Source organism: Pseudomonas sp. A125 (assembly GCF_055409485.1).
In genome coordinates, this window is record NZ_JBUZVP010000009.1 from 1 (window position 1) to 26,414 (window position 26,414).

Below are 26,414 nucleotides of genomic sequence, written 5' to 3' on the forward strand. Positions count from 1 at the left end.
TGAATGGTGGCGCGCTCTTCAACGCTGAGTTCGGTATAAGACATAGGGGCAGCACCGTACCGGAAAGGTCAGGTGTTGCACTCAGTTTTTGCCGCCGCCGATTATAAAGAGTTTTTGGATGACCGCAGATTTGCGGAAAAATTCGACTCTAGATCTAATTTGCATTCCTCAGTTTTGGAGGAATTTATGTACTACCTTTTCAAGGACATGGTTGAAGCGATTTCAGACTCTGCTTTAATTGGGAAATCTCACTCTTTTAAAGATCTTTTTTTTAGAGCGCCTTCTTACCTAGACATGGTTAAAAGACCCCATGCGTTAATTGAAATAAAAGACCATGACTTTGCGATCGGCGCCCGCGTAAGTGCGAATTTACAATGCGCCGGATCGAATTTGATTGAAGAACATAAATGGGATATTCCGGCAGTAGCTATTGAATGTAAAACGTACTTAGATAAAACCATGCTTCAAGATGTTTCTACTGCGGCAGAGCAGCTAAAACAAAAAAATCCAAACGCTATGTATATAGTGGTAGCCGAATGGCTGAAGCTAACAGAAAATGTGAATTTGAAAAAATATAAAATTGACCAGATTTATATTCTGCGCAAGCAGAAAAATACTGATCGCGAATTTAGATACAATGACGGGTACCAGAAGAACCCAATATACCCTGATGTCATAGAACACTTATTTAATTCAGTAAGAACATTTCTAACGTCTGATTGGGAAGGAGGTATTGCTCATGGAATGGACCGTGGCTATCTAATGTAATACAAACTCTGCGCAGGTAAGCGCGCGACCCGCTGCACATGTCGGTGTTCCGCGTGCCAGTAATAGCAGAGCGCGATCACGTCGAACAGCGTCGCTATCCGCTTATCAGCGCGACCGGAGGTATGCATTAGAGTATGAGGTTTTAATGGAAAATAACTGGTATCGAGGACCGAACATGGCATTTGGCTAAGTCAACGCCCCGTACCATGCCATACAAACACGGTGCTTGGCGATGCACAAAGCTGCCAGAATATGCCAGACCTAAAAAGCCAAAAGCCCGCAATTACGCGGGCTCCAGAGCATTTCTTGCTAGTGGGTGCCGGACAATGCCGGACGTCCCATCATTCCCACTCAATGGTCGCCGGCGGCTTGCTCGAGACGTCATACGTCACGCGCGAGATGCCTTCGATTTCATTGATGATACGCCCGCTGACAGTTTCCAGCAGTTCGTACGGCAGGTGTGCCCAGCGGGCGGTCATGAAGTCGATGGTTTCCACCGCACGCAGGGCCACGACCCACGCGTAACGACGGCCATCGCCGACCACGCCAACCGATTTCACCGGCTGGAACACCACGAAGGCCTGGCTGACCTTGTGGTACCAGTCGGCCTTGCGCAGCTCTTCGATGAAGATGTGGTCGGCGCGACGCAGCAGGTCGGCGTATTCCTTCTTCACTTCACCAAGGATCCGCACGCCCAGGCCCGGGCCCGGGAATGGGTGACGGTAGACCATGTCGTACGGCAGGCCGAGTTCCAGGCCCAGACGGCGGACTTCGTCCTTGAACAGTTCGCGCAGCGGTTCTACCAGCTTGAGGTTCATTTCCTCAGGCAGGCCACCTACGTTGTGGTGGGACTTGATCACGTGGGCCTTGCCGCTCTTGGCGCCAGCCGACTCGATCACGTCCGGGTAGATGGTGCCCTGGGCGAGGTACTTGATGTTGTCCAGGCTGTTGGACTGGGCATCGAATACGTCGATGAAGGTGCGACCGATGATTTTGCGCTTCTTCTCCGGGTCGGACTCGCCAGCCAGGTTGTTGAGGAACTGTTCCTCAGCGTTGGCGCGAATCACCTTGACGCCCATGTTCTCGGCGAACATGGCCATCACTTGCTCACCTTCGTGCAGGCGCAGCAGGCCGTTGTCGACGAAGACGCAGGTCAGTTGGTCGCCGATGGCCTTGTGCAGCAGTGCTGCGACCACGGAGGAGTCAACGCCGCCGGACAGGCCCAGCAGGACGTTATCGGTGCCGACCTGGGCACGGATGTTGGCGATGGCGTCTTCAGCGATCTTCGACGGGGTCCACAGTGCTTCACAGCCGCAGATCTCGAGGATGAAGCGCGACAGGATGCGGCCGCCTTGCTTGGTGTGGGTCACTTCCGGGTGGAACTGCACGCCGTAGTAGCCGCGCTCGTCGTTGAACATACCGGCGATCGGGCAGCTCGGGGTGCTGGCCAGGATGTGGAAGTCTTGCGGCATCTTGGTGACCTTGTCACCGTGGCTCATCCACACGTCGAGGCCGAACAGGCCGTCGGCGTCGATGTGGTCTTCGATGCCGTCCAGCAGGCGGCTCTTGCCGACTACGTCGACACGGGCGTAACCGAACTCACGCAGCTCGGAACCTTCAACCTTGCCGCCCAGTTGCTCGGCCATGGTCTGCATGCCGTAGCAGATACCGAAGACCGGCACGCCCAGGTCAAATACTGCCTGTGGGCAACGCGGGCTGTTGGCTTCGTGCACGGACTCGGGGCCGCCGGCGAGAATGACGCCTTTTGGAGCGAATTCGCGAATCGCTTCGTCGTCCATGTCGAACGGATGCAGTTCGCAGTACACGCCGATTTCACGCACGCGGCGGGCGATCAGCTGAGTGTACTGGGAACCGAAGTCGAGGATCAGGATGCGGTGGGCGTGAATGTCGAGGGCCATGGAGTCAGTCTCGTCTATGCAATTCGAATAAAGAGAATCAGAAACAACTCGGGGCTGAAGAACAGCCCCGGTTACTTAACGTTTTGCTGGAAGCATCAACCTACACGGTAGTTTGGCGCTTCCTTGGTGATCTGTACGTCGTGGACGTGGGACTCGGCCATGCCGGCACCGGTGATCCGCACGAACTCAGGCTTGGTGCGCATTTCTTCGATGTCGGCGCTGCCGGTGTAGCCCATCGAGGAACGCAGGCCGCCCATCAATTGATGAATGATGGCGCTCAGGGTGCCCTTGTACGGAACACGCCCTTCAATGCCTTCCGGTACCAGCTTCTCGGCGCCCGCGGAGGAGTCCTGGAAGTAACGGTCGGAAGAACCTTGAGCCTGGGACATGGCGCCCAGGGAACCCATGCCACGGTAAGCCTTGTACGAACGACCCTGGAACAGTTCGATCTCGCCTGGCGCTTCTTCGGTACCTGCGAACATCGAGCCCATCATCACGCAGGAAGCACCGGCAACGATGGCCTTGGACAGGTCACCGGAGAAACGGATGCCGCCGTCGGCGATCAACGGTACGCCCGTGCCTTCAAGGGCCGCGGCGACGTTGGCGATGGCGCTGATTTGCGGCACGCCTACACCGGCAACGATACGGGTGGTGCAGATCGAGCCAGGGCCGATACCGACCTTGACCGCGTCTGCGCCCGCAGCAACCAGTGCCTTGGCGGCAGCGCCGGTGGCGATGTTGCCGCCGATCACTTGCACGTCAGGGAAATTCTCTTTGACCCAACGCACGCGGTCGATCACGCCTTTGGAGTGACCGTGGGCGGTGTCGACCACCACTACGTCAACGCCGGCCGCTACCAGGGCCGAGACGCGCTCGCCGGTATCCTTGCCGGTGCCGACCGCAGCGCCAACGCGCAGGCGACCTTGGTCGTCCTTACTGGCCAGCGGGTAAGCCTTGGCTTTTTCGATGTCGTTGACGGTCATCATGCCTTTGAGGGCGAATTTGTCGTCGACGATCAGTACGCGTTCGATGCGGTGCTTGTGCAACAGCTCGCGAGCGTCGTCCTTGTCGGCGCCTTCCATGACAGTGACCAGGCGCTCTTTAGGCGTCATCACTTCGCGGACGGTGACTTCAAGACGGTTCTCGAAACGCACGTCACGGGAAGTGACGATGCCGACCAGGTCGCCATCGTGCAGTACCGGGACGCCGGAGATGTTGTGCAGGCGGGTCAGGTCGAACAGGTCACGAACGGTGGCATCGGCCTCGATGGTGATCGGGTCCTTGACCACACCGGCTTCGTAACGCTTGACCTTGCGCACTTCGGCAGCTTGCTGCTCGATGGTCATGTTCTTGTGGATGATGCCGATGCCGCCTTCCTGAGCCATGGCAATTGCCAAACGGGCTTCGGTGACGGTGTCCATGGCAGCGGAAACCAGAGGAATATTCAGCTCGATGCCACGGGTTAGGCGGGTCTTGAGACTGACTTCGTTAGGAAGCACCTCGGAATAACCGGGCACTAGGAGAATGTCGTCGAATGTCAGAGCTTCTTGGCTGATACGCAGCATCGCGGGGGCTCCCGAGCGGGAAAATGGAAGCGCGCCATTATAGTCAGACACCCCCTCGGGTTCAATGTAAAACTCTGACAAACTTGGTAATACTGATAGATGGATTAAAGTTCGACTTTGACCCAACTCATCTTCTGGTCCAGCCAGTCGGCAAATTCGTCGATAAAGCTCTGCTTGAACCCCGCCTCCGCCCAGTTGTTGAAGATGAATCCGAGGTTGGAGAAGCCGCATTCCTGCAGGAACAGGAAGCCGTTGATGTCATCTTCATGCCCACACAACGGGCAGGTGAAGTTGTCGGTGTGGCCGGGCATCCAGTCTTCCAGGCTTTCGAACAGTGCTTCGCCGACTTCCTTGAGGCATTCCGGGCAGCCGGCTTCTTCGAGAAAGCCCTTGGCCGGGGTGTAGATGCAGCGCTTGTAGATGATCTCCAGGCCGTTGATCGGCTCGTTGAACGGCAGCGCGTCGGGGTGCAGCACCACGGCGCGGGCACCGTCGGCCAGGGCGTAGCCCATGCGGTTGCCGGTGCGCCCGCAGGTGGTGAGCTCTTCCTTGACGATGTTCTTGCGCACCAGCCAGCGCACGATCGCCCGGGCGCGGGGTTCGTGGACGGGCAAGGTGGAGATTTTAGGGACAAGGATGCTTTGGGAATTCATGGTGCCTGGGTGTCCTGCGGTGTGGCTTCTGGCCTCATCGCGGGCAAGCCCGGCTCCCACAAGGGACTGCATTCATCCAAGCAATGCAGATCAACTGTGGGAGCCGGGCTTGCCCGCGATAAGGCCCTAGAGCCCGGCAGCTTAATCCCTGACACCCACAGGTCAAGTACTCAAGTACCGCGCAATCAGTGCAATGCCGCTGGCCAGCACCAGCCAGGTCACCAACCGCACGAACGCCTCGCGGGACATGCGCAGGGTCAGCCGCCGCCCCGCCCACAGCCCGAGCGCCATGGCCGGCAACAGGCACACCGCCAACATCAATAAGGGTAGCTCGGCGTACACGCCCGCGATCAAAAACAGGCTCAGGCGCACCACCGTGCTGCAACTGATCAACGCGCTCTGGGTCGCCCGCGCGCCGTCCTTGGGCAAGCGGCTGTTGAGGTAGATCGCATATAAAAAGCCGCCACTGCCGAACAACGCCCCAAACAGCCCGCCGATAACCCCCATGGGAATTGCCCAACCGGTCGCCATCTGCGTGGGTTTGACCTTTACCGCCAGGCTGTATAGCGCGTAGGCGCTGATAAACAGGCCCATCAGTAGCAGCAATAAATTGGAGTGCAGGTTGAGCAGGAAGATCACCCCAAGGGTGCAACCAATCGCCATGCACGGCAGCAACCTCAGCAATTCCGGTTTCACTACGTCCCGGCGTGATTGTAGGAGGTTGCCGAAAGCGGCGACAAAATCCAGCAGCACCAGCAACGGGATGAGCTTGGACAGCGGCATGAACAGAATCAGGATCGGTCCCGCCACCAGCGCGGTGCCAAAACCGGCGATGCCAAACACGATATAGGCCAGCGCAATCGCCACGCCAATCACCAGCCAGTCAACACCGCTGAACGACCAATGACTTAACAGTTCGACCGGGCTCATGAGGTATTCCTTATTGGAGATAGCCATCACTTTAGCCATTGACGAGCGTTGCGACTAATATCTTCCAAGCCCACCACTCATCTCAAAAAGGCATGACTTGTGATTTCTACCCGGCAGTTGCGTTACTTCGTCGAAATCGCCGAGAGCAGCAGCTTCAGCGCGGCGGCCGAGCGGCTGTTTGTCGCGCAATCGGCCCTAAGCCGGCAGATCAAGGCGCTGGAGAACCTGCTGCAAACTCCGCTGTTTGAGCGCACCGCACGCCAGCCACGGCTGACGGCTGCGGGCGAGGCGTTTTACCCACGGGCACGCAACCTGCTGGGCGAGTTGCTCAAGGCCAGTGAGATGGCGACGCAAGTAGGCAATGGCCAACTCGGCACGTTACGGATGAGCCATTCGAGCACGGTGCCAATGGGCGGCCGTTTGCTGCGTGGCATCGGGGCCTGGCTGGAAGGGTGCCCGGGCGTGTCGATGGACATCGCCAAACTGTCCTCCGAAGCACAGCTGGAAGAAATCGCCGACGGGCGCCTGGAGGTCGGGCTGTTGCGCTTGCCGGTATTGCGCCAACGCGAAGGCGTGCGCATCGTGCCTTTATATAGCGAACGATTGTTGCTGGCCGTGCCACCGAATCACCCATTGGCCGGGCACACATCCGGTATCGATTTGGCGCAACTGAAGAACGAAGCATTTATCTCGATCCCTCACCCGCAACGCGGAGGGCTGAGTTACCTGTCAGCCGAGTTATGCATGCGTGCCGGATTTTTCCCCAAGGCCGCCCGGGTCATGTCACGCAAGACCACACAATTGCAGCTGATCCAGGCCGGATTCGGGATTGCCCTGCTGCCGGAGTCGATGCAGGACATTGCACCAGCCAACATTCATTTTTTGCCCCTGGCCGATCCCAATTGCCAAAGCACCGTCGCCCTCGCCTGCCAGCAAACGCCGAGCGCGCTGGTGGAGCAGTTCTGTCAAACCCTGCACGAATGCCTATAAACTGCCGCCCATGATTAAAGATCCCTTTGCCCGTCTGGGCCTGGACCGCGAAGTCCTGACTGTCAGCCAACTCAACGGCCGCGCGCGGGTGTTGCTGGAAGACGTGTTCACCAATATCTGGGTCGAAGGCGAGATCTCCAACCTCGCCCGCCCGGCCTCCGGCCACGTGTATTTCACCCTGAAAGACAGCGGCGCCCAGGTGCGTTGCGCGCTGTTCCGGCAGAACGCCGCACGGGTGCGCCAGGCGTTGAAAGACGGCCTGGCGGTGAAGGTGCGGGGCAAGGTCTCGCTGTTTGAAGGCCGTGGCGACTATCAACTGATACTCGACACGGTGGAACCGGCCGGTGACGGCGCGTTGCGCCTGGCCTTCGATGCGCTGAAGGAAAAACTCAGCGCCGAAGGCCTGTTCAGCGCCGAGCGCAAGGTGCCGCTGCCCGCCCACCCGCGGCGTATCGGAATTATCAGCTCGCCCACCGGCGCGGTAATCCGCGACATCATCAGCGTATTCCGCCGCCGCGCGCCCAACGTAGAGCTGACGTTGATCCCGACGGCCGTACAAGGCCGTGAAGCCGTAGCGCAAATCGTCCGCGCGCTGAAGCTGGCCGACGCACGCGGCTTTGACGCGCTGATCCTGGCCCGTGGCGGCGGCTCGCTGGAAGACCTCTGGTGTTTCAACGAAGAAGCCGTAGCGCGAGCGGTGGACGCCTGCGTGACGCCAATCGTCAGCGCCGTCGGCCACGAAACCGATGTATCCATCAGTGACTTTGTCGCCGACGTGCGCGCTCCAACGCCTTCTGCCGCTGCCGAACTGTTAGCGCCGGATTCCAGCCACCTGACTCGCCAGGTAGAAAATCTGCACCGCCGCCTGTTGATGCTGATGCGCAACCGCCTGACCCACGACCGCCTGCGCCTGGAAGGCATGGCCCGTCGCCTGCGTCACCCCGGCGAACGCCTGCGCCAACAGGCCCAGCGCCTCGATGACCTGGACATGCGCCTGCGCCGGGCCTTCGAGCGAAGCCTGAATACTCGACGCGAACGCTTGATCCGCCTCGAAACCCGTCTCGCCGGCCAACACCCCGGCCGCCAATTGGCCCTGCTGCGCCAGCGCCTGGACAGCCTCGCCGAACGCCTGCCTCGTGCCATGCGTGAAGGCCTCAAGGCACGCCGCCTGCAACTGCAAAGCCAGGTGCAGACGCTGCAAGTGGTCAGCCCACTCGCCACGCTCGGCCGTGGCTACAGCATCTTGCTCGACGAACGCGGCCAGGCAATTCGCAATGCCGCGCAAACCCACACCGGCCAGCGCCTGACCGCGCGCCTCGGTGAAGGCCAATTGCAGGTGCGGGTGGAAGACAACCACCTGACGCCCGTCACCCTCTCGTTACTGGATTGATTGATGCCTCGTTTTTTAAGTGTGTTGATGCTGCTGTGCCTGACCTTCAATGCCCACGCTGACAGCTACATCACCCGGCTGCTGAACAAGCCGGTGCCGGGTGGCGTCGCGGTGGTCGACCTCGGCACTTCGGCGACAGCGCCCAAAGCCACTTACCTGAACCGGCCAGTGCTGGTGGTGAAGGAGCAGAACAACTGGCTGGCGATTGTGGGCATTCCATTGACGGTCAAACCCGGCACCCAGCGAATCACCAGCGGCAGCCAGAACCTGCCGTTTATCGTGGGATTCAAGAAATACCCCGAGCAGCACATCACTCTGAAGAACAAAAGCCAGGTGAATCCAGACCCGGCGCAACTCAAGCGCATCGAAGGCGAGCTGGCGGTCCAGCTCAAGGCGTACCGCAGTTTCAGCCCGAACACGCCGAGCAACCTGCTGCTGGACAAACCGGTCAACGGGCCACTGTCGAGCAAGTTCGGCGTGCGACGTTTCTTCAATGGCGAGGAGCGTAATCCGCATTCGGGCCTGGACTTTGCCGTGGGCGCCGGTACGCCAATCAAGACCCCGGCGGCAGGCAAGGTGATTCTCACCGGCAACTACTTCTTCAACGGCAACACCGTGTTTGTCGACCATGGCCAGGGCTTCATCAGCATGTTCTGCCATATGTCGAAGATTGACGTGAGCGTGGGCCAGCAACTGGCACGCGGCGCGGTGGTGGGCAAGGTCGGTTCTACCGGCCGGGCGACCGGGCCGCATATGCATTGGAACATCAGCCTGAACGACGCACGGGTTGATCCGGCGATCTTTATCGGGGCGTTTCAGCCTTGACGCTCAATTGCGCACCCGGCAGCGGGTGCGCAAATAAAACAACCCTGCGTTCATTTATTAACTATAAAATCTCGTTTCATACGCCAATAGCAGAACTTCTCTCAATTTTTTCCGACTGCTTGCCATCTTTCACCCCGGCGGTTAGGGTTGGACCTATGAAAACCTCTCACACCCTCATTCAGCTTCGCCAGCACCGCAGCCTGTGCCTAGTCAGCGCACGACTGCCAGGCTGAATCGATCTGCCTCGTCCCAAGCTTTATCCCCAATAACAGTTTTACGGCAGGCCGCCTCTTCTCGGCCCCTAAACAAAGGATTTCCCGATGAGCATGCTCAAAGACCCGTCTTCGAAGTACCGCGCGTTCCCGACCATTGATATCCCAGACCGCACCTGGCCGTCGAAGACCATCACCGCCGCGCCGATCTGGTGCAGTTCCGACTTGCGCGATGGCAACCAGTCGCTGATCGAGCCGATGGACGCGGTGAAAAAGCTGCGTTTCTGGAAGACCCTGGTCGCCGTCGGCGTGAAGGAAATCGAGGCCTCGTTCCCGGCCGCGTCGCAAACCGACTTCGACTTCGTGCGCACCCTGATCGAAGACAACCACATCCCCGAGGACACCACCATCCAGGTGCTGACCCAGGGCCGTGAAGACTTGATCGCACGCACCTTCGAATCCCTGCGCGGCGCGAAGAAAGCCATCGTCCACTTGTACAACGCCACCTCGCCGTCGTTCCGCCGCATCGTGTTCAACCAGGACAAGGACGGGATCAAGGCCATCGCGGTCAACGCGGCCAAGCTGTTCGTCAAATACGCCGCCCAGCAGCCGCAAACCCAGTGGACCTTCGAGTACTCGCCAGAGACCTTCAGCGCCACTGAGCTGGAGTTCGCCAAGGAAGTCTGTGACGCGGTGATCGAGGTGTGGAACCCGACGCCTGAGCACAAGGTGATCCTCAACCTGCCAGCCACCGTCGAGTGCGCCACCCCGAACATCTATGCCGACCAGATCGAGTGGTTCGGTCGCCATATCAACCGTCGTGACAGCGTGATCATCAGCCTGCACACCCACAACGACCGTGGCACTGGCGTGGCCGCTACCGAGCTGGGCCTGATGGCCGGCGCCGACCGTGTCGAAGGCTGCCTGTTCGGCAACGGCGAGCGTACCGGCAACGTCGACCTGGTGACCGTGGCGTTGAACATGTACACCCAGGGCCTCGACCCTCAGCTGGACTTCTCCGACATCGACGGCGTGCGCAAAGTGGTTGAAGAGTGCAACCAGATCCCGGTGCACCCGCGTCACCCGTACGTCGGCGACCTGGTTCACACCGCCTTCTCCGGCTCCCACCAGGACGCGATCCGCAAAGGCTTCACCCAACAGAAACCGGACGCATTGTGGGAAGTGCCGTACTTGCCGATCGACCCGGCCGACATTGGCCGCAGCTACGAGGCGGTAATCCGCGTCAACAGCCAGTCGGGCAAAGGCGGCATCGCCTACCTGCTGGAGCAGGAGTACGGCATCAGCTTGCCGCGCCGCATGCAGATCGAGTTCAGCCAGGTGGTACAGGCCGAAACCGACCGTGTGGGCCTGGAGATGACAGCCTCGCAGATCTACAGCTTGTTGCAGCGTGAATACCTGCAAGCCAACATTCCATACGCGCTGGTCAGCCATCGCTTGCAGGAAGAGAACGGCAACAGCTCGGTAGAAGTTGAGGTCTCGGGCAAGGGCCAGGGCGAAACCAACCTGCGCTGGCACGGTAAAGGCAACGGCGCCCTGGAAGCGCTGGTGGCCGGGCTGCCGATTGGTGTAGAGATCATGGATTACAACGAACATGCGATTGGCGCGGGCACCAATGCCAAGGCAGCGGCCTACATTGAGCTGAGGGTAAATGGCGAGCGTCCGGTGCATGGCGTGGGCATTGATGAAAACATCACCACGGCGAGCTTCAAGGCGGTGTTCAGCGCGCTGAACCGCTCATTGAGCCAGCAGGAAGCGAAAGCGGCGTAAGTACTGACCGCTGAAATACAGAAGGCCCCTGGATGCTCATCCCGGGGCCTTTTTTGTGCAGTTCGAAATTTGTGGTGACTGCCAGGGCCTCATCGCGGGCAAGCCCGGCTCCCACAGGGGAATGCATTCCTCCAGACAACTCAGGCCAAATGTGGGAGCCGGGCTTGCCCGCGATAGCGATCTCCCAGGCGATGGAAACCCTTCAGACAAACTCGAAGCTGTCAGCATCCAGGTTCGCCGGGAAGCGTGTGCGGTACGCCGCCAACTCCGATGCATCCAGGCACACCTGGAACACCCCATCCGCCTCCCCTGCACTCAGCAGGCTTTCTCCCTGGAAGTCCAGGACTTGGCTGTCGCCGGTGTAGGCAAAGCCCTTGCCGTCCGTACCCACCCGGTTCACCGCCGCCACGTAGCACAGGTTTTCGATGGCCCGCGCCGGTAGCAGGCGGTTCCAGTGCTGGCGCCGGGCGCCCGGCCAGTTCGCGGTATACAACAACAGGTCGGTGTCCTGGGCGTCACGGCTCCACGCCGGGAAGCGCAGGTCGTAGCAAATCAACGGGCGGATCCGCCAGCCCTTGAGTTCGAACTGCACCTGGCGCTCGCCCGGGGTGTAGTGGTCGTGCTCACCGGCCATGCGGAACAGGTGGCGTTTGTCGTAGTGCAACACCTCGCCATCCGGGCGCGCCCAGAGCAGGCGGTTGCGGTGGCTGCGGTCCGCGGCCTGGATGATCACGCTGCCGGTGATCACCGCGTTGTACTTCTTCGCCTGGGCCTGCAGCCAGTGATGCGTGGGGCCGCTTTCAGGCTCGGCAAGGGTTTCCGATTCCATCGAGAAACCGGTGGTAAACATCTCCGGCAGCACGATCAGGTCGGCGCCCCTGGCTTGTTCCAGCAGCAGTTCGAAATGCTCAAGGTTGGCCTGGCGGTCGTGCCAGGCCAGGGTCGTTTGCACCAGGGCAATGTTCAGGTTGGGCAGTGCACTCAGATCACGCATAGTTTCTCGGCTGCTTGGCGCAGCGTCTCCTCGCGTTTGGCAAAGCACAGGCGCACCAGGCGCTGGCCTTGCGGTGGGTTCTGGTAGAACACCGAGACCGGGATGGTGGCCACGCCATGTTCGCGGGTCATCCACAATGACATGGCGACGTCATCCAGGTCCGGGCGAATCTGTGAGTAATCCACCAGTTGGAAGTAGGTACCGGCCACCCGGCTAAAGCTGAAACGCGACGGTTCCAGCAGGTCGCAGAACAGGTCGCGCTTGGCTTGATAGAACGCCGGCAATTGCTCGACATGTTCCGGGTGTTCGGCCATGAAGTCCGCCAAAGCGTACTGCAACGGGGTCACGCCGCAAAAGTTGACATATTGATGCACCTTGCGCAGTTCGGCGCTGAGGGCCGGAGGTGCGATCACGTAGCCGGTTTTCCAGCCGGTGACGTGGTAGGTCTTGCCAAACGAGCTGACCACAAAGGCGCGCCGGTACAGCTCTTCATGGGCCAGCACGCTGACGTGGGGCACGCCGTCGAATACCAGGTGCTCGTAGACCTCATCGCTGACCAGGTAGATGTCACGGTCGCGGATCAACTCGGCCAACTGGTCCAGCTCGGCACGGCTGATCAGGGCGCCGGTAGGGTTGTGTGGGCTGTTGAGGATGATCATGCGGGTACGCGGTGACAGCGCCGCCTTGATCTGTTCGAAGTCCAGGGAGAAGTCATCCAGCCGCAGTTGTACATGCACGCAGCGACCGCCCGCCAGCTCTACCGACGGCTCGTAGCTGTCATATGCCGGATCGAACACGATCACTTCATCACCGCTGCGGATCACCGCCTGGATCGCACAGAAAATCGCCTCGGTGGCGCCCGGGGTAATCGTTACTTCGCTGTCGGCATCCACCGTGGCGCCATAGCTGCGGGCGATCTTGGCCGCCACTTGCTGGCGCAGTACCGGCAGGCCAGTCATGGGAGCGTATTGGTTATGGCCGAGGGCAATGTGCTTGCCCACCCCATCCAGCAAACCCTGAGGCCCATTGAAGTCGGGAAACCCCTGGGACAGGTTGAGCGCACCGGTTTCGGCAGCGAGTTGCGACATGGTGGTGAAGATGGTGGTGCCGACATTCGGCAGCTTGCTGGTGATCATCGGTGCGCCCCTTGCGGTGAGCCCCAAGTTTTAAGCTGCATGCCGCGAAGGGTCAACCGCCAGGCACAAAAAAAGGGCCCTGAAAGAGCCCTTTTTCAACCGATCAGCATCAGCGCTTGTCGCGGCGCTTTTTGTCGGCTTTCTTGTGGTGCGTCATCATCCGGCGCTTTTTGTTTACCTGGCGGTCGGTGAGGCTGTTCTTATTGCCTTCGTACGGGTTCTCGCCACCCTTGAACTCGATACGGATCGGCGTACCGACCAGTTTCAAGACACGGCGATAGGTGTTTTCAAGGTAACGCACGTAGGACTTCGGCACCTTCTCCAGCTGGTTACCGTGAATCACGATAATCGGCGGGTTGGCACCCCCCAAGTGAGCGTAGCGCAGCTTGATCCGACGGTTGTTGACCATCGGTGGCGCGTGCTCGCTGACCGCATCTTCCAGGATCTGGGTGAGGCGGTTGGTCGGCCAGCGGGTGACCGCAGACTTGAACGAGTTCTGCACCGACGCGTAGAGGTTGCCCACGCCGGTACCGTGCAGTGCCGAGATAAAGTGGATATCGGCGAACTCGACGAAGAACAGCCGACGCTGCAGTTCGATCTTGACGAAATCGCGCTCGCTCGGCGTCATGCCGTCCCACTTGTTGATCGCGATCACCAGGGCGCGACCGGCTTCCAGGGCAAAGCCCAGCAAGTTCAGGTCGTGGTCTACCACGCCTTCGCGGGCGTCCATGACGAAGATCACCACGTTGGCGTCTTTGATCGCCTGCAGGGTTTTCACCACGGAGAACTTTTCAACTTCCTCGTGGATCTTGCCGCGCTTGCGCACACCGGCGGTGTCGATCAGCGTGTACTTCTCGTCGTTACGCTCGAACGGGATGTAGATACTGTCGCGGGTGGTGCCGGGTTCGTCGTAGACGATTACCCGGTCTTCACCGAGCATACGGTTGACCAGCGTCGACTTGCCGACGTTCGGGCGACCGATGATCGCGATCTTGATACCGTCTTTTTCGCTTGGGCCAGGAATGCGCTTGGCTTCCTCGCCTTCGGCAACGATCTCTTCTTCGCCTTCGACTTCATCCACGTCATCACGCGGGAAGTCGCGCAGGGCGATTTCCAGCATCTGGGTGATGCCGCGACCGTGGGCACCGGCGATCGGGATCGCGTCGCCCAGGCCCATCGGGCTGAACTCGGCGCGGGCCATTTCAGGATCGATGTTGTCGATCTTGTTGGCCACCACGTAGGAACGCTTGTTGCGCTTGCGCAGGTGCTCGCCAATCATCTGGTCAGCAGCGGTGTAGCCCGCGCGGGCGTCCACCAGGAACAACACGACATCAGCTTCTTCAATGGCCAGCAGCGACTGCTCGGCCATCTTTTCGTCCATGCCATGCTCGTCACCGGAGATACCACCGGTGTCGACAATAATGTAGGAGCGCCCTTGCCACTTTGCCTCACCGTATTGGCGATCACGGGTCAGACCGGACAAGTCGCCGACGATGGCGTCGCGAGTCCTGGTCAGGCGGTTGAACAAGGTGGACTTGCCGACGTTCGGTCGGCCCACCAGGGCGATTACGGGAACCATGCGGCTCTCCACTTCGTTATTTCAGAAAATACAAAAGCCGCTGCAAGGCAGCGGCTGGTGCTCGACTGTAGGAGCGAGCTTGCTCGCGAAAAACGCAAAGGCACCGCGTTTATCCAGGCTGCACGCGTTATCGTTGACGATTTTCGCGAGCAAGCTTGCTCCTACAGGTGAAGCTGCGTGAGGGTTAGCCCCCCAAGCATAGTTCTTACTTGATGGTCAGCGCTTCCAGTTTGCCGCTGTTGCCATACACGTAAAGCATGTTACCGACCACCAGCGGACGGGCACGCAGGCCGTCGCTGTCGATGCGTTCGCGACCGACAAAGCGACCGTCCACCTGGCTCAGCAGGTGCAGGTAACCTTCAAAGTCGCCTACCGCTACGTAGCTGGAGAATACTTCCGGTGCCGACAACTGACGGCGAGCCAGGGAGTCGTTGCTCCACAATGCAGTGGTGGAACGCTCGTCGACACTTTCAACCGTGCCGGACGCCAGGCTTACGTAGACGCTGCCAAATCCTTGGGCGACACCTGCGTAGCTGGAAGCATCACGCTGCCAGTTGATCCGGCCGCTCTGTACGTCCAGCGCCGCAACGCGGCCCTGATAAGTCGCGACGTAAAGGGTATCACCCGACAGCAGCAAGCCACCGTCGATGTCCACTACGCGGTCCAGTTCCGAACGACCTTGTGGAATAGCGACCCGGGTTTCCCAGGCCGGCACGCCGTTCTGGGTGTCCAGGGCGACCACTTTACCGGTCGACAGGCCTGCCAGTGCGAGGTTGCTGGTCACAACCGGACCGCTGGTACCGCGCAAGGTCAGGACCGCCGGCGTGCTGTCGTACAACCAGCGCTGGTTACCGGTGGCGGCGTCGAGGCCGATCACACGGTCATCCTGGGTCTGCACCACAACGATGTCACCGTTGGTAGCCGGTGGCGAGAGCACTTCACTGGTCACGCGAGCGCGCCATTTCTCTTCACCTGTGCTCGAATCCAGCGCCACGACATCGCCTTTCAGCGTGCCGAGCAGCACCATGCCGGAACCCACGCCAACGGCGCCGGACACAGGCAATTCAAGGTCTTTCTTCCATTTGACGTCGCCGTTCATGCGATCCATGGAGACCACAACGCCGGTGGAATCAGCGGCGAAGATGGTGTCACCGTCGATCGCCGGGACCATCAGGTTGTACAGATCGCCCTGACCGTCACCAATGGAGCGGCTCCACTGCTTTTGCAGGACCACTTCTTCCTTGAAGCTGGTCAGCTCGGCCGGAGGCAGTTCTTTTTTGCTGTTGCTGCTGCAACCCGCGGCCAAAACGGCCAGAGCCAGCAATGCTGCATGTTTCCAACGGATCACGTCACGCATCCCCTTTGGCCAAGTCGTCGAGCTTGATTTGTAAGCCACCGACCGCTGCTTCATCAGACAGCGCCGCCTTGGCTTTTTGGTACGCAGCATTGGCTTCGTCGGTACGACCCAATTGGACCAGGAGGTCGCCCTTGAGCTCTTCACGAGTAGCCAGGAATGCCTTGTCAGCATCGCCGTCGAGCAGTTTCAGTGCATCGTCAGCCTTGTTCTGTGCCGCGAGTACCTGAGCCAGACGCTGACGTGCGATTTCACCCAGGGTCGGGTTGGCCGGCTTGTCGGTGATGGCTTTCAGCTCGGAGGCTGCGTCATCCAGCTTGCCGTTGTCGACCGCCACTTTTGCGACGAACAGGCTGCCGTATTGCGCGTAGGTGCTACCGCCGAATTCGCTTTTCAGCTTGCCGGCCAGGTCTGCAACCTGGGCGAGGTCTGGCTTGCCGTTTGGCGTCAGCGAGGTTTCCAGCAATTGCTGATAGATAATCGAGGCGCCTTGCGACTGGTTAGCCTGATACTTGTGCCAGGCTTGCCAGCCGAACACCACTACTAAAGCCAGCAAACCGCCAGTGACCAGGGGCTTGCCGTTGCGCTGCCACCAGTCTTTGAACTCGGCCAGCTGGTCATCATCAGTACTCGACACCCCAATACTCCTTAATCGCTAAATCGGCTGTTTGACAGCTTCAACCCTGCACGATGCAGGTGGCCAGGTGCGCTGCAAGCGCATCAAAGGCAATGCTTTGTTGTTCACCCTGACCACGCAGGGGTTTGAAACTTACCACTTGCTGGGCCAACTCATCATCACCCAGGATCAGTGCATACAGCGCACCGCTCTTGTCGGCTTTCTTGAACTGGCTTTTGAAGCTGCCGGCGCCGGCATTGACTTGCAGGCGCAGGTTCGGCAGTGGGTCGCGCAACTTCTCGCTCAGGGCCAGGGCAGCCAGTTCGGCCGCCTCGCCAAAGGCGCAGAAGTACACATCCACCTGACGGGAGATTTCTTCGGGGACCTGCTCCAGGGTTTCGAGCAGCAGGATCAGCCGCTCGATACCCATGGCAAAACCTACGCCGGTGGTCGGCTTGCCGCCCATCTGCTCGACCAGGCCGTCGTAACGGCCACCGGCACACACGGTGCCCTGGGCGCCGAGCTTGTCGGTGACCCACTCGAACACGGTCTTGCTGTAGTAATCGAGGCCACGCACCAACTTTGGGTTGATGACGTAAGGAATGCCGGCCGCGTCCAGGCGAGCCTTGAGGCCCTCGAAGTGGATACGCGACTCGTCGTCCAGGTAGTCGGCCATTTTTGGCGCGTCCACGAGTACGGCCTGGGTCTCGGCGTTCTTGGTGTCCAGTACCCGCAGCGGGTTGGTTTTCAGACGGCGCTGGCTGTCTTCGTCCAGCTTGTCCAGGTGGCCCGACAGGAATTCCACCAGGGCTTCGCGGTAGCGGCCCCGGGACTCACTGGTGCCCAGGCTGTTGAGCTCAAGCTTGACCGCATCACGGATGCCCAGCATGCCCCACAGGCGCCAGGTCAGCACGATCAGCTCGGCGTCGATGTCCGGACCGTCGAGGTTGAACACTTCCAGGCCGATCTGGTGAAACTGGCGATAACGGCCTTTTTGCGGGCGCTCGTGACGAAACATCGGGCCGATGTACCAGAGTTTCTGCGGCTGGCCACCGCCGGTAAGGCCATGCTCAAGCACCGCACGCACGCACGCGGCAGTACCTTCCGGACGCAGGGTCAGGGAGTCGCCGTTGCGGTCTTCGAAGGTATACATCTCTTTTTCGACGATGTCGGTCACTTCACCGATGGAGCGCTTGAACAGCTCCGTGAACTCGACGATCGGCATGCGGATCTGCTTGTAACCGTAGTTATCCAGCAGGCGCGCGACAGTGCCCTCGAAGTAGCGCCACAGGGGCGTCTGCTCAGGCAGGATGTCGTTCATGCCACGAATGGCTTGCAGAGACTTGCTCACATCAAATCCTTAAATTCGTTCTTAGCCGCGCGCGATCAGCGCTGCGTCAGCCGCGACCTTTTCGGCCGCTTTCTGGCGGATCAGCCGTTCCAGCTCATCCACCAGATTGTCATTCGTCAATTTCTGCGACGGCTTGCCGTCGATGTAAATCAGGTTTGGCGTACCACCGGTGAGGCCCACATGGGCCTCTTTGGCCTCACCCGGCCCGTTGACCACGCAGCCGATCACCGCAACATCCAGCGGCACCAGCAGGTCTTCGAGGCGTACTTCCAGTTCGTTCATGGTTTTCACCACGTCGAAGTTCTGCCGCGAGCAGCTCGGGCAGGCAATGAAGTTGATGCCACGGGAACGCAAATGCAGGGATTTGAGAATGTCGTAGCCGACTTTCACTTCCTCTACCGGGTCTGCCGCGAGCGAGATGCGAATAGTATCGCCAATCCCGTCGGCCAGCAGCATACCGAGACCCACCGCAGATTTCACTGTGCCTGAGCGTAAACCGCCGGCTTCAGTGATACCCAAGTGCAGTGGCTGGACGATTTCCTTGGCCAGCAGGCGATACGCTTCTACCGCCATGAACACGTCGGAAGCCTTTACGCTGACCTTGAAGTCCTGGAAATTCAGGCGTTCAAGGTGTTCAACGTGACGCAAAGCAGACTCTACCAGCGCTGCCGGAGTCGGCTCGCCGTATTTCTTTTGCAGGTCTTTTTCCAGGGAACCGGCGTTGACGCCGATGCGGATCGGAATCCCGCGATCACGGGCGGCATCGACCACGGCGCGAACCCGGTCTTCACGACCGATGTTGCCCGGGTTGATGCGCAGGCAATCGACGCCAAGTTCGGCCACGCGCAGAGCGATCTTGTAGTCGAAGTGAATATCGGCGACCAGCGGCACCTTGACCAGTTGCTTGATGCGGCCAAAGGCTTCGGCAGCGTCCATATCCGGAACAGATATACGCACGATGTCGACGCCCGCCGCTTCCAGGCGGTTGATCTGGGCGACCGTGGCGGCCACATCATTGGTGTCGCTGTTGGTCATGCTCTGTACTGCGATGGGGGCATCGCCGCCCACCGGCACCGAGCCGACCCAGATCTTGCGCGATACGCGACGTTTGATTGGAGATTCGCCGTGCATGACTTTATTGTCCCAACTTCAGGCGAGCAGTCTCGCCACTGGTGAACGGCGCCACGTCCACAGGCTGGCCGTTATAGGCCACTTGCGCGCCACGGGCAAAGCCCAGACGCAGCGTCAGAGGAGGCTTGCCGCCCTGGTCAAGTGTATCTCCCTTACGCTTCAGACCGCTGAACAGCACTTTGCCGTTGCCATCGGAGACTTGCGTCCAGCAGTCAGCGACGTAGGTAATTTGTACACGGCCATCACCGGCGATAAGCACTGGAGTGGTTGGCGCGGAAATCGCCGGGGCTGCCGGGGCCGTTGGCGCTGGCGCTGGCGCCTGAACCGCCGGGGTGTGAAGCGGGGCAGCAGGCGTCGCAGCAACGGCTGGAGCGGGCGCAACGGGGGCCACTGCAGGCGCAGTACCCACTTGCGGTGCAGGCTGCTCGGCGCCCGGCTCTACCTCAGGCGCCGCCTGGCCTTGGGCCACGGCCTGGTCTTCCGGCTCGTCCAATGGATGAATCTGGGTGGTTCCGTCGGCGCTTTCGACTTCGACGTGCTCCATGGCGTTGGTGGACAAGTCCTTGCCACGCTGGGCGGTCTGGTCCTGCCACCATACAAAGCCACCGCCGATTACGGCGATCAACAGCAACAGGCTGACAATGCGCAAGATAGTGTGGGAAACCCGCACAGGCTCTTCAATACGGCCCAAGCCATGGACATTGCTGCCCTGGGAATCGGTACCGGTGATCTGGTCGAATTCCTGGACCAGTGCGGCCTGGTCGATACCCAGCAACTTGGCGTAGGCGCGGATATAGCCGCGGGCAAAGGTATGCCCTGGCAGCTTGTCGAACGCGCCAGCTTCAAGGTTGCCCAATGAAGTCGTGGTCAAATTGAGCTTGAGGGCCACTTCTGCCAGCGACCAACCATTGCTTTCGCGGGCCTGACGCAAGGTCTCGCCTGGGTTTCCACGATTAGCTGCTACAACTTCCGGGTGCGCCGCTTTCATCATTGCTCCGACAGGTATTGCTGATATTCCGGCGTACCGGGATAGAGTCGTTCGAGTTGCTGGCCAAAACGTGCGGCCTTATCGCGTTCTTCATGAACCGTCGCCAGGCGCACACCGAGCAATAGACTACGTGCATTTTGCCCGCTCAGCAGGCTAAAACGCTCGTAATAGTCACGTGCCGGCACATAATGCCTGTCTTCGAAGGACAACTCAGCCATTTCGAGCAACGCCCGTGGCTGACGCTGGTTCAGGTGCAGGGCTTTTTCCAGTTGCTGGCGGGCGGTGTCGCGCTGGCCGAGAAGCATCGAGGTCACCCCAAGGTTCTCGAAAACCCGCGAGCGCTCAGGATAGAGGGTATCGGCCGCAGCCTGCTGGAAATATTCGGACGCCTGGCCATAACGTTTCTGCGCAAACAAAAAACTGCCGTAGTTATTCAGCAGTCTTGGGTCGCCAGGACGTGTGGCCAGGGCCTTGTGAAAATATCGATCGGCTAATTCAGGCTCGGCCTGGGCCTGGAACACCAGAGCCAGCGCAGCATTCGCGTCGGCGTCGCTGGCATCCAGCTCAAGGGCCTTCTTCAGCGGCACCTTGGCTTGCTCGGCCATCCCTTGCTGCAAGTACCCCAAGCCCAACTGCACATAGGCAGCACGCGCTTCGTCACGGCCCTTGCCGGTTTGCAGCGGGCTCTCATGGCCCGATGAAACACAGCCAGCTGCGAGGCTGGCAACAAGCAAAAGCAGCGCAAGGCGCAAGGGCATAGAGATCCTCTCTCAGGTTCGAGTCGCGGCGCTTTGCGGTATATCGTCGGCGGCACTCAATTCACGCACGGCGATATAACGTTCGCTGCGACGGGTGCGATCCAGCACCTGTCCTACCAATTGGCCACATGCCGCATCGATGTCTTCGCCGCGAGTAGTGCGCACGGTGACGTTGAAGCCTGCATGGTGCAGTTGATCCTGGAAACGGCGAATGGCGTTGTTGCTCGGCCGCTCGTAGCCAGAATGGGGAAACGGGTTAAACGGAATCAGGTTGATCTTGCACGGTACGTTCTTGAGCAGCTCGATCATCTCGACCGCGTGCTCGACCTTGTCGTTGATGTCCTTGAGCATGGTGTACTCAATGGTCAGCACACGTTTTTCGCCCAGGGTCGCCATGTAGCGCTGGCAAGATTCGAGCAGCATCTTAAGCGGATACTTCTTGTTGATCGGCACCAATTGGTTACGCAATGCGTCATTCGGTGCGTGCAGCGACAACGCCAGGGAGACATCGATGTGCTTGGCCAGCTCATCGATCATCGGAACCACGCCGGAGGTCGACAGGGTCACTCGGCGCTTGGAGATGCCGTAGCCCAGGTCGTCCATCATCAGGTGCATGGCCGCAACAACGTTGTCGAAGTTCAGCAGCGGCTCGCCCATGCCCATCATCACCACGTTGGTGATGGCACGGTCGGCGGTCGCCGGGATGCTGCCGAACGATTTATTGGCAATCCACACCTGGCCGATTACTTCGGCGGCGGTGAGGTTGCTGTTGAAACCTTGCTTGCCGGTGGAGCAGAAACTGCAGTCCAGGGCACAGCCTGCCTGGGACGAAACGCACAGAGTGCCGCGTTTGCCCTGGGGAATGTACACGGTCTCGACGCAGCTGCCGGACGCCACGCGCACCACCCACTTACGGGTGCCGTCGGTGGAAATGTCCTCGCTGACAACCTCGGGGCCGCGAACTTCGGCAATGACCTTGAGCTTGTCGCGCAGGGCCTTGCTGACGTTCGTCATGGCGTCGAAATCATCGACGCCAAGATGGTGAATCCACTTCATTACCTGAGCGGCACGAAAACGCTTCTCCCCGATTGAGTCGAAGAATTTTTCCATTTCCTGTTGAGTCAGACCCAGCAGGTTGGTTTTTGCAGTCAATGTAGTCATGGATTCACCTTCGCTCTTTTAAGCCAATGCTTAGCGAGCGGTTACTTCAGTAGCAGCGAAAAAGTACGAGATTTCGCGGGCAGCAGCGGCTTCGGAGTCCGAACCGTGAACGGCGTTGGCGTCGATCGACTCAGCGAAGTCAGCACGGATGGTGCCGGCAGCAGCTTCTTTAGGGTTGGTAGCGCCCATCAGCTCACGGTTCAGAGCGATAGCGTTTTCGCCTTCCAGAACCTGAACAACAACAGGACCGGAGATCATGAAGGCAACCAGGTCGCCGAAGAAGCCACGAGCGCTGTGTTCAGCGTAGAAGCCTTCAGCTTCAGCTTTGGACAGTTGCTTGAGTTTCGAAGCTACAACCTTCAGGCCGGCTTTTTCGAAACGAGTGGTGATCTCGCCGATGACGTTTTTTGCAACAGCGTCAGGCTTGATGATGGAGAAAGTACGTTGAACAGCCATGGTGTAACTCCAGAAACGGTAATTTGCGAAAAATTAAACCCGCGAATTATACGCGGGTTCTTGGGTATTGCCTAACTGCGTAAGGGAGGCTTCAGTCCTGCTCTTCTTTCCAGGCAGTCTGAATCGCTTCAAGAACCTTTTCACCGCCGCGTTCCCGATCATCTTCGAACCCTGGCAAGGCCATGACCATGTCACGCAAAGCTACAAAGTTCAGCGAATAAGGGTTCACATCCGGGTGACCATCGGCCAGCAGGATAGCGATATCTTGTACATCAACCCATTTAAGACTCATGACACTTCCTTGAATCAGTGCGGCGCTTCAGCGGCATGGTTAAGCGAATACTTCGGAATTTCGACGGTAAGGTCTTCTGTTCCCACCTTTGCCTGACAGCTCAAGCGCGACGTCGGCTCCAGCCCCCACGCCCTATCAAGATAGTCCTCTTCCAGGTCGTCAGCCTCTTCAAGACTATCGAAACCTTCACGGATCACACAGTGACAGGTGGTACAGGCGTTGACGCCGCCGCAGGCGCTTTCGATCTCGATGTGGTTGTCATGCGCGACTTCGAGAATGGACTTGCCGGTCTCAGCCTCCACAACCATACCGTCCGGGCAATGCTCGGCGTGTGGCAGAAAAATGATCTGCGGCATCAGTTAATCCTCAAGTTCATTCAAGTTGCGGCCCGCCAGGGCGGCTTTCACCGACTGGTCCATACGACGGGCGGCAAAGGCATCGGTCACTTGCGACAGGCGCTTGGTCTGTTGCTCGATGGCGTAACCATCGGTGCCTTTCATCAATTCGGCCAGTTCCTGCATCTGCAGGTCGATGACCATGCGCTCTTCGGCATCCAGCAAGCGCTCGCCGTCAGCCTCAAGGGCGCCCTGCACCGCTTCGAGCAGGCGCTGGGCGTCAACTTGCTGCTCGCGCAACACGCGGGCGACCTTGTCGTCACCGGCGTATTGGAACGAGTCCTTGAGCATCTTGGCGATTTCGCCGTCGGTCAGGCCGTAGGACGGCTTGACCTGGATGCTGGCTTCAACGCCGGAGGCCAATTCGCGAGCCGCAACGCTGAGCAAGCCGTCGGCGTCGACCTGGAAGGTCACGCGAATCTTCGCTGCACCGGCCACCATCGCCGGAATACCACGCAATTCGAAGCGCGCCAGGGAACGGCAGTCGCTGATCAACTCACGCTCGCCTTGCAACACATGAATCATCATGGCCGTCTGGCCGTCTTTGTAGGTGGTGAAGTCCTGGGCGCGGGCAACGGGGATGGTGGTGTTGCGTGGAATCACCTTCTCCATCAGGCCGCCCATGGTTTCCAGCCCCAGGGACAACGGAATCACGTCGAGCAGAAGCAGTTCGCCACCATCACGCTTGTTACCAGCGAGGGTGTCGGCCTGGATCGCGGCACCAATGGCCACCACTTGATCCGGGTCGATTTCAGTCAGCGGCTGGCGGCCAAAGGCCTCGGCAACGGCTTCGCGGACACGTGGCACGCGGGTCGACCCGCCAACCATCACCACGGCCGCCACGTCTTCCAGCTCGATACCGGAGTCACGCACGGCACGGCGGCAGGCTTTCAAGCTGCGGGCGACCATCGGCTCGATCAAAGAATCGAAGGCCTCACGGGTCAGTTGGGCCGACCAGCTACCGTAGGAAACTTCAACCGATGCAGCATCAGTCAGCGCTTCTTTAGCGGCACAGGCAGTTTGCAACAGCTTACGTTGCGCGCCCGGATCCAGGTCGGCAGACAAGCCGGCGCTGGTGATGATCCAGCCAGCAATGGCGTGATCGAAGTCATCGCCGCCCAGGGCCGTGTCGCCACCGGTGGCCAGCACTTCGAAGACACCGCCGGTCAGGCGCAGAATCGAAATATCAAACGTACCGCCGCCCAGGTCGTAAATAGCCACCAGGCCTTCGGCGTGTTGGTCCAGGCCGTATGCCACAGCCGCCGCGGTCGGCTCGTTGAGCAGGCGCAGCACGTTCAGGCCGGCAAGCTTTGCCGCATCCTTGGTGGCCTGGCGTTGAGCGTCATCGAAATACGCAGGAACAGTAATCACCGCACCCACCAGTTCGCCGCCCAGGGTGGTTTCTGCACGCTGGCGCAGCACCTTGAGGATATCGGCCGACACTTCCACCGGGCTTTTCGGGCCCTGGACGGTGTCGATGAACGGCATATGGGACTCGCCGCCGACAAAGCGGTACGGCAGCTGGTCGCCCAGTTGCTTGACGTCGGACAGACCACGACCCATCAAGCGCTTGACCGACAGCACGGTGTTCAAAGGATCGGTAGACGCCGCCAGCTTGGCCGACTCGCCCACTTCAGTGCGGTCAGCGTGATAGCGCACGGCAGACGGCAGGATGACCTGGCCATCGGCGTCGGGCAGCGGCTCGGAAAGGCCGCTGCGCAACGCAGCGACCAGCGAATTGGTAGTGCCCAAGTCAATCCCGACCGCCAGACGACGCTGGTGCGGTTGAGGACTTTGGCCGGGTTCGGCGATCTGCAGTAGGGCCATGGTAATCAGGACTTATCTGTATATCAGGCGTGCAACCTGGGCGGCACTGGGTTAATCGTCGAGGCGCTCTTCTAACTGGCGCACTTCGTAGGTGAGCTTGTCGAGGAACTGCATGCGCCGCATCAGGCGTTCGGCCTGTTCACGTTGCGCCGCATCATCCCAACAGGCTGCGAAGCTTTCGTTGAGTTCATCCTGGGCCACTTTCAGACGGCGCTTGAACGCTGCGATTCCGGCCAGATCGGCCTCGTCCTGCAGCTCTTCGAGCTCTTCGCGCCATTGCATCTGCTGCATCAGGAAATCAGGATCCTGGACCGTGACTTCAAGTGGCAGCTCGCGACCGCCCATGGCGAGCAGGTAACGCGCGCGCTTGGGAGGGTTCTTGAGCGTCTGATAGGCTTCGTTGAGGCTGGCTGATTGCTCCAGCGCCAAGCGTTGCTCACGCTCGGAAGCGTCAGCAAAGCGGTCCGGATGCACCCCACGCGCCAGTTCACGGTAGCGCGTGGCAAGCTGTTCAAGGTCCAGTCTAAAACTCGGCTGCAGCTCAAACAAAGCGAAATGACAAGGAGTACCCACAATCAGCCTCAGATGTTGAAGCTTTCGCCGCAGCCACATTCACCGCGTACGTTGGGGTTGTTGAACTTGAAGCCTTCGTTCAACCCTTCCTTGACGAAATCGAGCTCGGTGCCGTCCAGGTAGGTCAGGCTTTTCGGGTCGATAATCACTTTCTCGCCGTGACTTTCGAACACCTGATCTTCCTCGACCACCTCGTCGACGAACTCCAGCACGTAGGCAAGGCCGGAACAGCCCGTGGTGCGAACACCCAGACGAATCCCCTCACCTTTACCGCGCCCATTCAGGGAGCGGCGAATGTGCTGCGCAGCCGCTTCTGTCATGCTGATAGCCATCGTGACTCCTTACTCGTCGCCAAATTGCTTAGATCAAGCCTTTCTTCTGCTTGTAGTCGCGAACAGCCGCCTTGATGGCGTCTTCTGCGAGTACCGAGCAGTGGATTTTCACTGGCGGCAAGGCCAGTTCTTCAGCCAGTTGGGTGTTGCTGATCGTCACAGCCTCATCCAGGGTCTTGCCTTTCATCCATTCGGTCGCCAGGGAGCTTGAGGCGATGGCCGAACCGCAACCGTAAGTCTTGAACTTGGCGTCTTCGATAACGCCAGCTTCGTTGACCTTGATCTGCAGGCGCATCACATCGCCGCACGCCGGGGCGCCGACCATGCCTGTGCCGACATCAGGGTCTTCCGCGTTCATCTTGCCGACGTTGCGCGGGTTTTCGTAGTGGTCGATGACCTTTTCGCTGTAAGCCATGGTACTGAATCCTCAC

General features: G+C 59.6%; 26 protein-coding genes and 1 pseudogene. 5 read left to right on the forward strand and 22 right to left on the reverse strand.

What is annotated here, in order from left to right; all coding sequences use genetic code 11:
• Positions 1 to 72 precede the first annotated feature (72 nt).
• Positions 73 to 768 carry a Bpu10I family restriction endonuclease gene (locus tag ACZRN6_RS13865; RefSeq protein WP_464008209.1) on the forward strand — a complete coding sequence of 232 codons (696 nt, stop codon included), beginning with the start codon at positions 73 to 75 and terminating at the stop codon, positions 766 to 768.
• A gap of 341 nt (positions 769 to 1,109) precedes the next feature.
• Here ACZRN6_RS13865 and guaA read toward each other — a convergent pair whose 3' ends face one another.
• From guaA to ACZRN6_RS13885, 4 genes are all read right to left on the reverse strand, one after another.
• On the reverse strand, positions 1,110 to 2,687 hold the full coding sequence (gene guaA / locus ACZRN6_RS13870; protein ID WP_322143396.1) for a glutamine-hydrolyzing GMP synthase: 1,578 nt from the start codon (positions 2,685 to 2,687) through the stop codon (positions 1,110 to 1,112).
• A gap of 95 nt (positions 2,688 to 2,782) precedes the next feature.
• Entirely contained in the window at positions 2,783 to 4,252 is a 1,470-nt protein-coding gene (gene guaB / locus ACZRN6_RS13875) for an IMP dehydrogenase (protein WP_322143395.1), read from the reverse strand.
• A gap of 104 nt (positions 4,253 to 4,356) precedes the next feature.
• Positions 4,357 to 4,905: a hypothetical protein gene (locus ACZRN6_RS13880; protein ID WP_003209647.1), complete on the reverse strand. Its 549-nt coding sequence runs from the start codon at positions 4,903 to 4,905 to the stop codon at positions 4,357 to 4,359.
• A 162-nt stretch (positions 4,906 to 5,067) separates the two neighbouring features.
• The gene (locus ACZRN6_RS13885; RefSeq protein WP_464008210.1) at positions 5,068 to 5,835 is read right to left on the reverse strand and encodes a sulfite exporter TauE/SafE family protein; all 768 of its coding nucleotides are present in this window, start codon (positions 5,833 to 5,835) and stop codon (positions 5,068 to 5,070) included.
• 99 nt (positions 5,836 to 5,934) lie between these two features.
• On the opposite strand from ACZRN6_RS13885, the gene ACZRN6_RS13890 reads away from it, so the two are divergent.
• From ACZRN6_RS13890 to leuA, 4 genes are all read left to right on the forward strand, one after another.
• Positions 5,935 to 6,825, forward strand: coding sequence for a LysR family transcriptional regulator (locus ACZRN6_RS13890; RefSeq protein WP_464008211.1), 891 nt, complete (start codon positions 5,935 to 5,937; stop codon positions 6,823 to 6,825).
• Between the two features lie 10 nt (positions 6,826 to 6,835).
• Positions 6,836 to 8,215 carry an exodeoxyribonuclease VII large subunit gene (xseA, locus tag ACZRN6_RS13895; protein ID WP_464008212.1) on the forward strand — a complete coding sequence of 460 codons (1,380 nt, stop codon included), beginning with the start codon at positions 6,836 to 6,838 and terminating at the stop codon, positions 8,213 to 8,215.
• 3 nt (positions 8,216 to 8,218) lie between these two features.
• Positions 8,219 to 9,040, forward strand: coding sequence for a peptidoglycan DD-metalloendopeptidase family protein (locus ACZRN6_RS13900; RefSeq protein WP_322143391.1), 822 nt, complete (start codon positions 8,219 to 8,221; stop codon positions 9,038 to 9,040).
• Between the two features lie 320 nt (positions 9,041 to 9,360).
• On the forward strand, positions 9,361 to 11,040 hold the full coding sequence (leuA, locus tag ACZRN6_RS13905) for a 2-isopropylmalate synthase (protein WP_322143390.1): 1,680 nt from the start codon (positions 9,361 to 9,363) through the stop codon (positions 11,038 to 11,040).
• A gap of 202 nt (positions 11,041 to 11,242) precedes the next feature.
• On the opposite strand, the gene ACZRN6_RS13910 is transcribed toward leuA, so the two are convergent.
• From ACZRN6_RS13910 to iscU, 18 genes and pseudogenes are all read right to left on the reverse strand, one after another.
• Complete coding sequence (locus ACZRN6_RS13910) at positions 11,243 to 12,034, reverse strand: amidohydrolase (RefSeq protein ID WP_322143389.1); 792 nt, start codon at positions 12,032 to 12,034, stop codon at positions 11,243 to 11,245.
• Complete coding sequence (locus ACZRN6_RS13915; RefSeq protein WP_464008213.1) at positions 12,022 to 13,170, reverse strand: pyridoxal phosphate-dependent aminotransferase; 1,149 nt, start codon at positions 13,168 to 13,170, stop codon at positions 12,022 to 12,024. The genes ACZRN6_RS13910 and ACZRN6_RS13915 overlap by 13 nt, the downstream gene beginning before the upstream one ends.
• A gap of 109 nt (positions 13,171 to 13,279) precedes the next feature.
• Entirely contained in the window at positions 13,280 to 14,749 is a 1,470-nt protein-coding gene (der, locus tag ACZRN6_RS13920; RefSeq protein WP_088423691.1) for a ribosome biogenesis GTPase Der, read from the reverse strand.
• Positions 14,750 to 14,812: 63 nt separating this feature from the next.
• Positions 14,813 to 14,902, reverse strand: a pseudogene (locus tag ACZRN6_RS13925) (outer membrane lipoprotein carrier protein LolA); the annotation flags it as partial.
• Positions 14,903 to 14,954: 52 nt separating this feature from the next.
• A complete protein-coding gene (gene bamB, locus ACZRN6_RS13930; protein WP_322143387.1) occupies positions 14,955 to 16,106 on the reverse strand; it encodes an outer membrane protein assembly factor BamB in 1,152 nt (383 codons plus the stop codon).
• Complete coding sequence (locus ACZRN6_RS13935; protein ID WP_322143386.1) at positions 16,099 to 16,740, reverse strand: YfgM family protein; 642 nt, start codon at positions 16,738 to 16,740, stop codon at positions 16,099 to 16,101. Before ACZRN6_RS13935 ends, bamB begins: the two co-directional genes overlap by 8 nt.
• Positions 16,741 to 16,780: 40 nt before the next feature.
• Positions 16,781 to 18,070, reverse strand: coding sequence for a histidine--tRNA ligase (gene hisS, locus ACZRN6_RS13940; protein ID WP_322143385.1), 1,290 nt, complete (start codon positions 18,068 to 18,070; stop codon positions 16,781 to 16,783).
• Positions 18,071 to 18,091: 21 nt separating this feature from the next.
• Positions 18,092 to 19,201, reverse strand: a complete 1,110-nt coding sequence (ispG, locus tag ACZRN6_RS13945) for a flavodoxin-dependent (E)-4-hydroxy-3-methylbut-2-enyl-diphosphate synthase (protein WP_322143384.1) — start codon at positions 19,199 to 19,201, stop codon at positions 18,092 to 18,094.
• 4 nt (positions 19,202 to 19,205) lie between these two features.
• Complete coding sequence (locus ACZRN6_RS13950) at positions 19,206 to 20,189, reverse strand: RodZ domain-containing protein (RefSeq protein ID WP_464008214.1); 984 nt, start codon at positions 20,187 to 20,189, stop codon at positions 19,206 to 19,208.
• Entirely contained in the window at positions 20,189 to 20,947 is a 759-nt protein-coding gene (gene pilW, locus ACZRN6_RS13955; RefSeq protein WP_464008215.1) for a type IV pilus biogenesis/stability protein PilW, read from the reverse strand. Before pilW ends, ACZRN6_RS13950 begins: the two co-directional genes overlap by 1 nt.
• Positions 20,948 to 20,959: 12 nt before the next feature.
• Entirely contained in the window at positions 20,960 to 22,108 is a 1,149-nt protein-coding gene (gene rlmN, locus ACZRN6_RS13960) for a dual-specificity RNA methyltransferase RlmN (protein ID WP_464008216.1), read from the reverse strand.
• Between the two features lie 30 nt (positions 22,109 to 22,138).
• Entirely contained in the window at positions 22,139 to 22,564 is a 426-nt protein-coding gene (gene ndk / locus ACZRN6_RS13965; RefSeq protein ID WP_003175956.1) for a nucleoside-diphosphate kinase, read from the reverse strand.
• Between the two features lie 91 nt (positions 22,565 to 22,655).
• On the reverse strand, positions 22,656 to 22,856 hold the full coding sequence (gene iscX / locus ACZRN6_RS13970) for a Fe-S cluster assembly protein IscX (protein ID WP_177047060.1): 201 nt from the start codon (positions 22,854 to 22,856) through the stop codon (positions 22,656 to 22,658).
• Positions 22,857 to 22,870: 14 nt separating this feature from the next.
• On the reverse strand, positions 22,871 to 23,212 hold the full coding sequence (fdx, locus tag ACZRN6_RS13975) for an ISC system 2Fe-2S type ferredoxin (protein ID WP_322143381.1): 342 nt from the start codon (positions 23,210 to 23,212) through the stop codon (positions 22,871 to 22,873).
• 3 nt (positions 23,213 to 23,215) lie between these two features.
• Positions 23,216 to 25,078, reverse strand: coding sequence for a Fe-S protein assembly chaperone HscA (gene hscA / locus ACZRN6_RS13980; protein ID WP_322143380.1), 1,863 nt, complete (start codon positions 25,076 to 25,078; stop codon positions 23,216 to 23,218).
• 51 nt (positions 25,079 to 25,129) lie between these two features.
• Positions 25,130 to 25,651 (reverse strand): co-chaperone HscB, encoded by a 522-nt coding sequence (hscB, locus tag ACZRN6_RS13985; RefSeq protein ID WP_464008316.1) that lies wholly within the window; start codon positions 25,649 to 25,651, stop codon positions 25,130 to 25,132.
• A gap of 8 nt (positions 25,652 to 25,659) precedes the next feature.
• Positions 25,660 to 25,983, reverse strand: a complete 324-nt coding sequence (gene iscA / locus ACZRN6_RS13990; RefSeq protein WP_003209680.1) for an iron-sulfur cluster assembly protein IscA — start codon at positions 25,981 to 25,983, stop codon at positions 25,660 to 25,662.
• Positions 25,984 to 26,011: 28 nt separating this feature from the next.
• Entirely contained in the window at positions 26,012 to 26,398 is a 387-nt protein-coding gene (iscU, locus tag ACZRN6_RS13995) for a Fe-S cluster assembly scaffold IscU (RefSeq protein WP_003209682.1), read from the reverse strand.
• Positions 26,399 to 26,414: the final 16 nt, after the last annotated feature.